The organism is Streptomyces sp. NPDC030814, from assembly GCF_055572155.1.
Genome location: NZ_JBVIDX010000005.1, coordinates 435,112 through 447,481, shown reverse-complemented (window position 1 = coordinate 447,481; position 12,370 = coordinate 435,112). Strand labels below are relative to the sequence as shown.

The following is a 12,370-nucleotide window of genomic DNA, read 5'->3' as shown; positions in this document are numbered from 1 at the left end:
TCCTCGTAGACGGCGAACCCGGCGCCCGACTGAGGCCGCATCACCGTGACGACGAGGGTGCGCCCGCCCCGTTCGGCGGCGGCGACCAGGGTGTTGCCCGCGTTGGTGGTGTAGCCGTTCTTGATGCCGATCAGGCCGGGATAGCGGTCCACACCGGCGCCGGTCAGCAGCCGGTTGGTGTTCTGGATGCCGAACCCCCGGCTGCCGCTCGCCGGGAACTTCGCCGTGACCGTGGAGCAGTACGCGGCGAACTCCGCGTTGCGCAGCCCGGCCCGCCCGAACACCGCCAGGTCGAAGGCCGATGAGACCTGGCCGCGCGCGTCGTATCCGTCGGGTGAGACGACCCGGGTGTCATGGGCGCCGAGGGAGCGGGCCTTGTCCTGCATCTGCTCGGCGGTGGCCCGCCAGCCGCCGTTGAGGGAGGCGAGGACGTGCACGGCGTCGTTGCCCGAGCTGAGGAAGACGCCGCGCCACAGGTCGGCCACCCGGTAGGTGCGGTTCTCCTCCACGCCGACCAGGCTGCTCCCCTCGCCGATGCCCGCCAGTTCCTTCCGCTCGACGGTGTGCTGGAGACCTGCCGGGAGCCTCGGCAGCACGGTCAGCGCGAACAGGGTCTTGAGGGTGCTGGCGGGCGGCAGTCTGCGGTGCGCGTTGTGCGCGGCGAGGACCTCCCCGCTGCGGGCGTCGGCCACCACCCACGCCACCGCCGAGACATCACGGGGAATCCGGGGCGCCCCGGCCCGCGGCCGCACCTGGGTACCCGCCTGGTACAGGGAGGTCGGCTCCTGCGTGGATTTGCCGTCCTGGGCGCGCGGTTCGACCGCGCGGTCGGCGCCCTCGGGATACGCCGCGATCGCGAGGGAGCCCAGCACCCAGACGACGGAGCAGCAGACGGCGGCACGGGAGAAGCGAGCAGCGCGGGATGAAGATCCGGTGGTCATATCGCCAAACGTAGGAACGGTTGCGCCGTGGACCGGGGTGCCAGGGCCGGGCGAGCGGACCGAGCACCCGGATGCCCCACACGCCGTCGCGTCACGCGGCGGGCAGGGTGGGTTGCACCTGACGCAGGAAGGTCGCGTTGTCCCGGGTGGCGCGCAGCCGCTCCAGCAGGGTTTCCAGGCTCGCCTGGCCCTCGCGAGGGCGCAGGGCCCGCCGCAGTCCGCGTACGGCGGTCAGCTCTCCCGGCGTCAGCAGCAGTTCCTCGCGGCGGGTGCCGGACGGGGTGACGTCGACGGCGGGGAAGACCCGACGGTCGGCGAGCGCCCGGTCGAGGCGGAGCTCCATGTTGCCGGTGCCCTTGAGCTCCTCGAAGAAGAAGTCGTCCGCGCGGGAGCCGGTCTCCACCAGGGCGGTGGCCAGGATGGTGAGGGAGCCGGCCTCCTCGGTGAGCCGGGCGGCGCCGAAGAGCCGCTTGGGGCCGTGCAGCGCGGAGGCGTCGACACCGCCGCTGAGGGTGCGGCCACCGGCGGCGGCCGCGTTGTTGTGCGCCCGGCACAGTCGCGTCAGGGAGTCCAGCAGGATCACGACGTCCTCGCCCTGCTCGACGAGCCGCTTGGCGCGCTCCACGACCAGTTCGGCGAGCGCGATGTGCTGTTTGGGGGAGCGGTCGAACGTCGAGGCGTGCACCTCGCCCCGTACGGAGCGCCGCATGTCGGTCACCTCCTCGGGCCGCTCGTCGAGCAGCACCACCATCAGACGGGCCTCGGGGTGATTGGCGGCGATCGCGGCGGCCAGCTGCTGGAGCAGCACGGTCTTGCCGGTCTTGGGCGGCGCCACGACGAGCCCGCGCTGTCCCTTGCCGACGGGGGCGACGAGGTCGACGAGACGGCCCGTCAGGCCGCTCGCCCGGTGCTCGAGCCGCAGTCGCTCACGGGGGTGCAGCGGCGTGAGGTCGTGGAAGTGGTGTCGGCCGCGCAGTTCTTCGGGCTCGCGCCCGTTGATGCGCTCGACCTCGGTGAGGCGCCGGCCCTCGCGGACGCCTTCGACGGTGTCGCCCCTGCGCAGCCCGTACCGGCGGATCAGCGCGGCGGGGACCTGGGGGTCGGAGGCGGTGGACAGCCCCATTTCTGCGCGCAGGAATCCCTGCCCGCCCTGCGTGGTCTCCAGGACGCCGGTGATCCTGGCCGGAAGCTGCCGATGATTGGAAGTGTGTTCGAGTGTGCTGGTGGTCATGGGTGTCCTTTCGCGGATTTCATGGGAAAACGCATGGGGTGAGGGGGAGGGAAGGCACACACCCGCGGATACGGCTGAGCCCTGCGCGAGGTGGTGCGGAGAAGCTGACGGCCGGTCGGACGGCGACGGGCGGTCGGTTCAGCTGAAGACATCTCAGGAACTGAGAGAGTGGCACCGGCGCCCGGGACCGGGCGATACACACGTGCCAAACGCAGCGTACCACTCCCCGTCACCAAACGTTAGCGATTTCCTTACCCGCGGCCCTTGAACCGACCCGTACGGCCCCCCGTACAGGAGAGGGCGGTCCCGCCCACCCGAGTCAGGGCCGCTGTCCCACCAGCGGTCTTCGCACGGAAGGAACGTCGGGTGTCGCTCTTCACGCGCTCCGGTCGACTGCCGGACACCGACACGGACACGCCCACGAGCACGGAGGGCGACACCGACCCCGCTGCCACCGACGCGCCATCCGCACCCGGTGACGGACCCGCCGAGCCGACCGGCGGTGCCACCGGATCGACCGGCGGTGCCGCCGGACCGACGGGCGGTGCCGCCGAATCGACGGGCGGTGCCGCCGGACCGACGGGCGGTGCCGCCGAATCGACGGGCGGTGCCGCCGGACCGACGGGCGGTGCCGCCGGACCCACCGGCGGTGCCGCCGAATCGACCGGCGGTGCCGCCGAATCGACCGGCGGTGCCGCCGAATCGACCGGCGGAGCCACCGGACCCACCGGCGGAGCCACCAGATCGACCGAAGGTGCCACCGGACCGACCGGCGGTGCCACCGGACCGACCGGCGGTGCCACCGGACCGACCGGCGGTGCCACCGGACCGACCGGCGGAGCCACCGGACCCACCGACGGACCCGGCGGACCGTCCAACGCGCCCGGTGGGCGTGGCGGCCCGTGGCGGGGGCTGTGGCGCTCTCCGCGGGAGTTCCGGCGCAGGTATCCGGTCGCCGCGCGGAGCGTGTCGTGGGGGATCACGGCGCTGGCGGCCGCCCTCGTGTTCTTCGCCCTGCTCATGCCGGGCAGCGTCGAGTACTTCACGGCGCGGCAGTTCCTGCGGATCCCGGTGGAGCCCATCCTCGGCGCCGCCCTGCTGATGGCGCTGCCGCGCCGCCCGCGGCTGGCGGCGGCGGTCCTCTTCGGGGTGGGCCTGGCCGCGCTGATCGTGGTGAAGTCCCTGGACATCGGCTTCAACCAGTTCCTCGGGCGCGGCTTCAACATCGTCCTTGACTGGGGGTTGCTCGACGACGCCGAGTCATACGTGGAGGACACGCTCGGCCGCACCGGCGCGCTGGCCGCCGTCATCGGCCTGGTGGCGCTCGTCACGGCGCTGTTCGCCGTCATGGCGCTGGCGGTGGTCCGGCTCGCGAACCTCCTGGTCGGCCACCGGGAGCGGGCGATGCGGGGCACGGTCGTCGCGGGCACCGTGTGGATCACCTGCGCGGCCCTCGGCCTGACGCCCCTTCAGGACACGCCGGTCGCCTCCCGGAACACGATCGGGTTCGTGCAGGACCGCTGGGCCCGCGCCCAGGAGACCCTCGCGGACGAGGCGGCGTTCGCCGAGGAGGCCAAGAAGGACGCCTTCGCCGACGTGCCCGCCGACCGACTGCTGACCGGGCTGCGCGGCAAGGACGTCATGATCACCTTCATCGAGAGCTACGGACGGGCCGCCCTGGAGGACCCGGCCATCGCCCCCGGCGTGACGGCGACGCTCGAGGAGCGCGACGAGGCACTGCGCAAGGCCGGGTTCGCGGCGAAGAGCGGCTGGCTCACCTCGGCGACCTACGGCGGCAGCAGCTGGCTCGGTCACTCCACCTTCCTGACCGGCCTGTGGATCGACAACCAGAACCGCTACCGCACCGTCACCGCGGGAGAACGCCTCACCCTGCCGGGGGCCTTCCACAAGTCGGGAGCCTGGCGGACGGTCGGGGTGGTGCCCGGTGTCCAGTACAACTGGCCTGAGGGCGACTTCTACGGCTTCGACAAGGTGTACGACTCCCGGGACCTCGGATACCGCGGTCCGAAGTTCAGCTGGTCGACCATGCCCGACCAGTACGCCCTGACCGCGTTCGAGCGCCTGGAGGCCGCCATGCAGGGTGACAGGCCACTGATGTCGGAGATCATCCTGACCTCCAGCCACCAGCCCTGGGCGCCCCTGCCGAAGATGGTCGGCTGGGACGAGGTCGGCGACGGCTCCGTCTACCGGGCCGTGGAGAAGGCCGGCAAGGACCCGGCGGATGTCTTCACCGACCCCGTCAAGGTGAAGGAGGAGTACGGCAAGTCCGTCCAGTACTCCCTGCGGAGCCTTCTCGAATACGTCCAGAAGTACGGCGACGAGAACACCGTCCTCGTCTTCCTCGGTGACCATCAGCCCATGGCCAGCGTCAGCGGCAACGGTGCCGACCACGACGTACCGGTCACCGTCGTCGCCCACGATCCGAAGGTCCTCGACCGCATCGACGACTGGGGCTGGTCCGACGGCCTGAAGCCCGGGGACGACGCCCCGGTCTGGCGCATGGACTCCTTCCGCGACCGCTTCCTCAAGGCCTATGGCACCGAACCGGGCGCGACCAACTCCACCAGTCCACAGGCGAACTGAAGGTACGTTCGTGGCGAGGACGGTTGCCGGGAGCGCGACTCCCGGCAACCGGCCCCCGGCGGTCATTCGCCGAGCTCGAAGACCCCGAAGCCGAAGCCCCGCGCCGTGATCCCGCTGTCCGTGACCTCCACGCCCCGCGCCGCCAACGGGCGGTGGGCGCCGGCACCCGGCTTGTACGGGCAACTCACCTCGGCCTGCCGTGGGTTGATCACGACGAGATACCGCCCGCCGCGTACGTACACGAACGGATACCCGAGCTGAAGGATCTCCACCGATCCGGTGGGACCCAGTTCGGGGGTGTGGCGACGGAGGGCGATCAGGCGGCGCACGAGGTGGAGCAGGGAGGTGTCGTCGGCGCGTTGGGCGGCGACGGTGGGGCGGTCGGGGGAGGGGTCGACCGGCAGGTAGAGACGGTCGGCGGGGGCGGTGGAGAACCCGGCGTTCGGGGTGTCGTCCCACTGCATGGGGGTGCGGGAGCCGGCCCGGTTGTAGCGGGGGCCGAGGACGCTGCCCTCCTTGTCGGGGAGGCCGGGCACATAGCGCATGCCGATCTCGTCGCCGTAGTAGATCGCCGGGAGCGTCGGCCAGGTCAGCTGGAAGGCGAAGGCGGCGGGGAGTTGCTCGGCGGTGCGGGGGCCGCAGTTGAGGCGGGAGAAGTCGTGGTTGGAGGTGGGCAGGGAGATCGTGCCCGTGCCGCCGACGGCCGTGGTCGCCTGCTGCCAGGCCTCGACGAAGGGGCGCGGCGAGCCCTTGCCGCCCGCGTCGAAGAAGCAGTCGAGGGGGTCCCATGTCTCGTTGACGGTGCCCTCGCGGTTGCTCCACAGCGAGCGGAGGGCCAGGCCGTCGGTGGGGCCGCCGAAGTGGAGGAAGAAGTCGGCGTGGAAGCCTGCCGGGATCGACACCTCCGGATCGCCCCACTCCGCCAGGAGCACGGCGTTCGGATGGGTGGTGTCCAGCCAGTGCCGCAGCTCCGTCCAGACACGGGCGGTCTCGGTGCTGCCGGGGTCGTCCTTCACCAGGGACGCTGCCATGTCGACGCGGAAGCCCGACACGCCGAGGCCCAGCCAGTGGTCCATGATCGTGCGCAGCGCGGCGCGATTGGCGCGCGGGCCGTCGGCGTCGACCGGCAGCCGCCAGGGTTCGGCCGGGTTCTCGCGGGCGTAGCCGAAGTTGAGGGCGGGCTGGGAGTCGAAGAAGTTGGGCAGGTAGGCGCCCGGCCGGGTGCCGGGGGAGTCGACGAAGCCGTCGGGCCGGCCGGTGGCCGTCCAGATGTAGCGGTGGTCGTCCGGGTCGTTCGCGGAGGCCTGGAACCAGGGGTGATCGACGGACGTGTGGGCCGCGACCAGGTCCAGCAGGATGCGGATGCCCCGGCGGCCCGCCTCGTCGACGAGCTCCGCCAGGTCGTCGTTCGAGCCGTAGCGCGGGGCGACGTTCAGATAGTCGGCGACGTCGTAGCCGGCGTCGCGGAACGGCGAGACGAAGCAGGGGTTCAGCCAGACGGTGTCGACGCCCAGCCAGGACATATGGTCGAGTTTCCCGGTGATACCGGCGAAGTCCCCGATGCCGTCTGCGTCGGAGTCGGCGAAGGACTGCGGATAGATCTGGTAGAAGACGGCGTCGGCCAGCCAGGTCGGGGCGGGACGGAACGAGGTCATGCCGGTGACCCTAATGCGGTGACCGGAAAGGTTCACCGGCTCGCGGCGTCCGGCAAACCTTTCCGGTCACGGCACCAGGCGAGGGCACCCGCCCTCCGCTGCCCAGGCCAAGGCCTAAGCTGAGTCGATGTTCACCCCGCAAGGCCCCAGTCTCCGCGAACTCGCCGTCCAGGCGCTCTCCTCCGTCGAACACGGCTACGACCTGCTCGCACCGAAATTCGATCACACCCCGTTCCGTACGCCGGACAGCATCCTCGACGCGGTGGAACGGGCCCTGACCACGCTGGGCCCCTTCGACCACGGCCTGGACCTGTGCTGCGGCACGGGCGCGGGGATGGAGGTTCTCCGCGAGCTGTGCCGGGAGAGCGTCACCGGCGTCGACATCAGCGCCGGCATGCTGGCGGTGGGCAGGGACCGGCTCGGCTGCGACGGTCGCCGTCCGGAGGGGACGGGAGCCGAGGTCCCCCGGGGCGGTACGGCCGCCGAGGCTCCCCGCGTCTCCTGGGTGCGCGGCGACGCCCTCGCGCTGCCCTTCGGGCCCGTCTTCGACCTCACCGTGAGCTTCGGCGCGTTCGGGCATTTCCTGCCGGAGGAGCTGCCGGGCCTGTTCGCCCAGGTTCACTCCGTGCTGCGGCCGGGCGGACGCTTCGCGTTCCCGCTCCCGGCGCCTGCCCCGCCGCGGTCCCCCTGGTACTGGGCGGCTCTCGGCTTCGACGCGGCGATGCGGGTCCGCAACGCGGTCTGGCGACCGCCGTTCGTCATGTACTACCGGCCGTTCCGCCTCGGCCTCGTCCGGCACGAGCTGCGACGGGCCGGGTTCGAGGTCGAACTGTTCGCCCTGCCCGAGTTCGGGCGGCGCCCCGACGGCAGCCCGCGGTGCAGGATGGTCGTGGCCACCCGCCCGGACACCCCGGACCCGAAGGCCGAGGGGTAGCGGCGGGGCGGAGCGTCGCCGACGACGCGCGGCCGCCTGCCGTGTCGGCAGACGGAGGACGTCGTCGGCGCGGTCCTGTATGTCAGAGGGCGCTGTACAGAGCTTCGACGAGCGCCATCTTGCGCGGGTCGTCGGCGATGTGCGGCCCCATGCGGTTCATGACGTACCCGAGGGAGACGCCCGCCTCCGGGTCGGCGAGGCCGCAGGAGCCCCCGTAGCCGTCGTGGCCGAAGGCCCTGGGGTTCGGGCCGTACGATCCGTGCGGGCCGCTGAGCCACACTCCGAGCGCCACCTCCGTGTCACGGCCGAAGCCGGCGCCCAGCACCAGGTCGCGGCAGCTGCCCTGCCCCTCGCGGACCCGTTCGGCGGCCTCCGGCGACAGCACCCGGTGCCCGCCCCAGCTGCCGCCCAGCGCCAGGACGCCGTACAGCGCGGCGACCGCGCGGGCGGTGCCGTGGCCGTTCGCGGCGGGGACCTCGGCGGCCCGCCACCCGGCGCTGTTGGCCTCCGCCGCGCCGACCAGCGGGTTGGCGAGGGCGGCCAGCGCGGTGGGTGTCAACTGCGCGAAGACTGCCGCCTGTTCGCTGGTCGTCGCGGCCGGCGGATGCACCAGCTCGGCGGCCCGCCCCGCCTCTTTCTCCGGCAGCCCGATCGTGAAGTCGATCCCGAGCGGCCCGGTGACCTCCCGCTCCAGGAACGCGCCCGGCAGCAGCCCCGACACCCGCCGGACCACCTCACCGACGAGGAAGCCGAACGTCATCGCGTGGTACCCCGTCTGCGTGCCCGGCTCCCACCAGGGCTCCTGCGCGGCCAGCCGCGCCACGGTCACCTCCCAGTCGCACAGCTCGGCGAACGAGAGCGGCTCCCGCGGCCCGGCCAGGCCCGACCGGTGCGACAGCAGATGCCGTACGAGGACGCCCTCCTTGCCAGCCGCAGCGAACTCGGGCCAGTACCGGGCCACCGGCGCGTCCAGGTCGAGCAACCCGCGGTCGGCGAGGATGTGCGCGCACAGGGCGGTCGGCCCCTTGGTCGTCGACCACATGTTGACCACGGTGTCCCGCTCCCAGGGTCGGGTGCGGGCCCCGTCGGCCCAGCCGCCCCACAGGTCCACCACGGTCTTCCCGTGCAGCGTCACGGTGACCGCCGCCCCCAGCTCGTCGCGCTCCCCGAAGTTCTCCTCGAACGCGGTCCGCACGGCAGCGAACCGCGCGTCACAGTGACCTCGCACCTGGGACATGAAGCCACCCACCCCTTCCACCGGCCGGACCCGGGAGGGTCACCCGGACCCCCTGAACATACCGACTGGTCGGACCACAGGGAACCCGTGAGCCCACTCGCAGGGCGTGCCGGGCGTCGCGACGCCGCGCAGACCCATCAGAAGGTGCCCTGGAGCAGGAACATCGGCCCGGCGGGCTCCAGGTGGCCGGGGGCCTCGTGCCAGTAGTCACGGGTCTCGACGGCCAGGCCCGTCGCGTCGAACCGCATGAAGACGCAGCCGGCGAGGTGCCGGGCCCCTCCGGCTCCTCGTGCAGCACACGGAACTCGGCGACGGCCAGGCCGTCCCGGCCGGTCAGGGGGGCGGAGAAGCGCACGTCGTGCACCCACTCGTCGGTGAACGACCAGCGCAGATACCCGGCGAGCGCGTCCTTGCCCCGGTGCGGCTCCCGGAACGGCATGGAGCGGTGCACGCAGTCCTCGGCGTACAGCTCCAGGATCGCGTCGACGTCGTGGGCCGGCCAGGCCCACGACCACACCCCGACGAACCGCTCGGCGGCCGCGGTCGTGTCCATACGGTGCCGTCCCCTCCGTCCCTCACAGGTGTGAGGCCAGCCAGCGCAGCTTGGCCGCCTCCTGGTAGGGCCCGCCGCCCTCGTGGTCGTTGAACTCGTAGACCTCGATGTGCTTTTCGGCCTCGGCCCAGGCGTTGAACGCGGCGAACACCGTGGACGGCGGGCACGTCTGGTCCTCGAGCGCCGCCGAGAACAGGGCCGGTGCCCGGCCGCGCGCGGCGAAGTGCACGCCGTCGAAGTAGGCGAGGGTCCGCCGGACGTCCGCCGCGCGACCGCGGTGCGTCTTGAGGTACTTGCCGATCTCCCGGTACGGGTCCCGGTCGGTGATCGTCGTGGAGCGGGGGAAGTCGCACAGGAACGGCACGTCGGGCGCGACCGCGACCAGGTCGGGGACGAGCCCGCCGACCGCTATGGAGATGCCGCCTCCCTGGCTGGAGCCGAGGACGGCGGTGCGCGCGGCGTCGGCCAGCGGGTGGGAGCGGGCGGCCTCCACCGCGCGGACGCCGTCCGTGTAGACGCGCCGGTAGTAGTAGTTCTCGGGGGCGTCGATGCCCCGGGTCATGAAACCGGGGAAGGCGGGCGCGCCGCCGACCGGGTCCGGGGTGTCGCCGCCCCCGCCCCAGGCGCTGCCCTGGCCGCGGGTGTCCATGACGAAGTGCGCGTAGCCGGCGGAGGCCCACAGCAGATGGGTGTGCGGCAGGCCGCGGCCGCCGCCGTATCCGATGAACTCCACGACGGTGGGCAGCGGTTCGGTTGCCCCGGCGGGCAGGACCAGCCAGCCCTTGACGGGGTGGCCGCCGAACCCGGCGAAGGTGACGTCGTGCACCTCTACGGTGGTCAGGTGGGTGTCGACCGGCTCGAAACGGGCGTCGAGGTCGTGCTCACGGGACTCCTGGAGCGTCTTCGCCCAGAAGGCGTCGAAGTCCTCCGGCTCCGTTGAAGCGCTTCGATAACCACGGAGCTCGTCCAACGGCAGGTCGAACAGGGCCATGAAGGACCACCTTTGAGGTCTCGGTGCGGATGATCACACCGTACGTGGGTGGTCGCGGACCGCCAAGAGCCTCTCGGCTCCCCGCAGTCCGCGACAGCCACGGCCTCGTCGCCTGCGGCGGTCCGTCAGCGCTGGTCGGCGCCGATCAGCGCCCGGACCTCGAAGTCCTCGTACACGGTCTCCTCCTGCGGGGGGCCGAGCAGCGAGCCGAGCCAGCCGAGCAGGAAGCCCGTCGGGATCGAGACGATGCCCGGGTTCTGCAACGGGAACCACGCGAAGTCGGCGTCGGGGTACATGGAGTTCGGGGTCGAGGAGACGACCGGCGAGAACAGCACCAGCAGCACGGAGACGAGCAGACCGCCGTACAGACTGAGCAGGGCGCCCTGTGCGGTGAAGCCGCGCCAGAACAGGCTGTAGACGATGGTCGGCAGGATGGCTGACGCGGCGATCGCGAAGGCCAGGAAGGCGAGGGTGGCCGTGTTGGTGCCCCAGGCGAGCAGCGCGAACAGCATCCCGAGAACGCCCATGAACAGCGCGGCGATCCGGGCGACGCCCAGTTCCTCGGTCTCCTTGGCCTTCCCCTTGCGGAGGACCTCGCCGTAGAGGTCGTGGGCGAGCGACGAGGCCGCGGCGAGCGTGAGGCCGGCCGCGACGGCGAGCAGCGTGACGAAGGCCAGCGCGGAGACGATCGCAGTGAGGACCTCGCCGCCGAGTCGGCCTGCGAGAAGCAGCACGGCCGCGTCGCCCTTGTGGTCGATGTCCGCGATGGTCTCCCGGCCCACGACGGCGGTGGCGCCGAGGCCCAGCACGGCGGCCATCAGGCACACGAACCCGACCAGGCCCACGGCCCACACGACCGAGGTGCGCAGCACCCGGGTCCTGCGGGGCGCGAGCAGCCGCATCATCACATGGGGGAGTGCGGCGAGGCCCAGCACGATGGCCAGCTGCAGGCTCAGGAAGTCCAGCTTGCTGATCGGGCCGGCCCCGTAGCGCAGCCCCGGTTGGAGGTATGCGTTCCCGAGGCCGCTGCCCGCGGTCGCGGACGACAGCAGATCGTCGAGGTTCCAGCTGAAGCGGTTCAGCACCATGACGGCGACGACGGTGACGCCGGCGACGAGCATCACGGCCTTGACGATCTGGATGAAGGTCGCGCCCGGCATACCGCCGATCGCCGCGTAGATCGTCACGATGGAGCCGATGATGATCACCGTCATCGTCCGTGTGGTCGGCCCCGGCTCGCCGACGAACTGCGTCAGCAGGGCCATACTGCCCACCAGTTGTGCCACCAGGTAGAGGGCGCACACGGTGAGGGTGCAGACGGCCAGCGCCAGCCGCACCGACCGCTGCTGTGCCGGCAGCCGCCGGGCCAGCGTGTCGCCCAGGGTGAACCGGCCCGAGTTGCGCAGCGGCTCGGCGATGAGCAACAGCACCATCATCCAGGCGACGACCGTGCCACAGAGGTAGAGCAACCCGTCGTAGCCGGTCAGGGCGACCAGGCCGGTACTGCCGAGCAATGTCGCGGCCGAGAGATAGTCGCCGCACATCGCCAGACCGTTGCGCAGCGGCGACATGTCGCGGTTGCCGAGGTAGAACTCGCTGATCTCGTCACGCTGCGGCGCTGTCAGCAGCGCCGTGAACAGGGTGACCACGACGACCGACAGGAACAGGACGAAGGTCAGCCGCAGCCCGAACGCGTCGGCGACGCTCGCGGACACCGTCACCACGCGCGAAACCGCCTTCCGGCCCGGATGCGACGCTGCTCGCCCTGGTGGTCCTCCAACTGGGAACGGAGTCGACGCACCACCGGGTCGACGTTCCTGCGCATGTGCCGTACGTACAGCCACGAGGTCACACCCATGACCGCGAACTGGGTCAGCCCGAGGGCCAGTCCCAGGGTCAGATGCCCGGCCAATCGCTGGTTCATCACCCCGGGGGCGAAACTCGACAGGACGACGTACACCAGAAATGCGCCGACGGAGAGCGCCGTCGCCCACATACCGAACCTGCGATATGCGGCACTCATGGAACGGAATTCAGGATGTGCGTGTATCGGCTGGCGTCCCGCCGGTGCGCGGCTCGGGCGGTAAGCGGGGGAAAACGGGTCGCCCCCCGGTTCGGACGGGGGTGGATACGGGACGGAACTGTCGTACCGTGCCGTGTAGTTGGACACAATGCACCCTCTTTGCTGCCTTATGTCTCGCACGTGGTGCCGACCAGTCGTGGG

8 protein-coding genes and 2 pseudogenes are annotated in these 12,370 nt (G+C 71.7%); 2 read left to right on the top strand and 8 right to left on the bottom strand.

Annotation, left to right across the window (positions count from 1 at the left end):
- Window positions 1–47: 47 nt before the first annotated feature.
- Together ACZ43N_RS14670 and rho are read right to left on the bottom strand one after the other, a co-directional pair.
- Window positions 48–941: pseudogene (locus ACZ43N_RS14670) on the bottom strand (D-alanyl-D-alanine carboxypeptidase family protein); the annotation flags it as partial.
- 91 nt (window positions 942–1,032) lie between these two features.
- Window positions 1,033–2,172, bottom strand: a complete 1,140-nt coding sequence (gene rho, locus ACZ43N_RS14665; RefSeq protein ID WP_468097630.1) for a transcription termination factor Rho — start codon at window positions 2,170–2,172, stop codon at window positions 1,033–1,035.
- Between the two features lie 366 nt (window positions 2,173–2,538).
- Here rho and ACZ43N_RS14660 point away from each other — a divergent pair, with 366 nt between their 5' ends.
- Window positions 2,539–4,776 (top strand): sulfatase-like hydrolase/transferase, encoded by a 2,238-nt coding sequence (locus ACZ43N_RS14660; RefSeq protein WP_468097628.1) that lies wholly within the window; start codon window positions 2,539–2,541, stop codon window positions 4,774–4,776.
- A gap of 62 nt (window positions 4,777–4,838) precedes the next feature.
- Here ACZ43N_RS14660 and ACZ43N_RS14655 read toward each other — a convergent pair whose 3' ends face one another.
- Window positions 4,839–6,431 carry an alpha-amylase family glycosyl hydrolase gene (locus ACZ43N_RS14655; RefSeq protein ID WP_468097626.1) on the bottom strand — a complete coding sequence of 531 codons (1,593 nt, stop codon included), beginning with the start codon at window positions 6,429–6,431 and terminating at the stop codon, window positions 4,839–4,841.
- A gap of 127 nt (window positions 6,432–6,558) precedes the next feature.
- Here ACZ43N_RS14655 and ACZ43N_RS14650 point away from each other — a divergent pair, with 127 nt between their 5' ends.
- On the top strand, window positions 6,559–7,365 hold the full coding sequence (locus ACZ43N_RS14650; protein ID WP_468097624.1) for a class I SAM-dependent methyltransferase: 807 nt from the start codon (window positions 6,559–6,561) through the stop codon (window positions 7,363–7,365).
- Between the two features lie 82 nt (window positions 7,366–7,447).
- Here ACZ43N_RS14650 and ACZ43N_RS14645 read toward each other — a convergent pair whose 3' ends face one another.
- The 5 genes and pseudogenes from ACZ43N_RS14645 to ACZ43N_RS14625 all read right to left on the bottom strand — a co-directional run bounded on the left by ACZ43N_RS14645 (window position 7,448) and on the right by ACZ43N_RS14625 (window position 12,316).
- Complete coding sequence (locus ACZ43N_RS14645) at window positions 7,448–8,602, bottom strand: serine hydrolase domain-containing protein (protein ID WP_468097623.1); 1,155 nt, start codon at window positions 8,600–8,602, stop codon at window positions 7,448–7,450.
- Between the two features lie 331 nt (window positions 8,603–8,933).
- Window positions 8,934–9,155: pseudogene (locus ACZ43N_RS14640) on the bottom strand (nuclear transport factor 2 family protein); the annotation flags it as partial.
- A gap of 22 nt (window positions 9,156–9,177) precedes the next feature.
- Window positions 9,178–10,146 (bottom strand): acetylxylan esterase, encoded by a 969-nt coding sequence (locus tag ACZ43N_RS14635; protein WP_468097621.1) that lies wholly within the window; start codon window positions 10,144–10,146, stop codon window positions 9,178–9,180.
- A gap of 125 nt (window positions 10,147–10,271) precedes the next feature.
- Window positions 10,272–11,870 carry a solute symporter family protein gene (locus tag ACZ43N_RS14630; RefSeq protein ID WP_468097619.1) on the bottom strand — a complete coding sequence of 533 codons (1,599 nt, stop codon included), beginning with the start codon at window positions 11,868–11,870 and terminating at the stop codon, window positions 10,272–10,274.
- Window positions 11,864–12,316: a DUF485 domain-containing protein gene (locus tag ACZ43N_RS14625; protein ID WP_468097617.1), complete on the bottom strand. Its 453-nt coding sequence runs from the start codon at window positions 12,314–12,316 to the stop codon at window positions 11,864–11,866. The genes ACZ43N_RS14630 and ACZ43N_RS14625 overlap by 7 nt, the downstream gene beginning before the upstream one ends.
- Window positions 12,317–12,370: the final 54 nt, after the last annotated feature.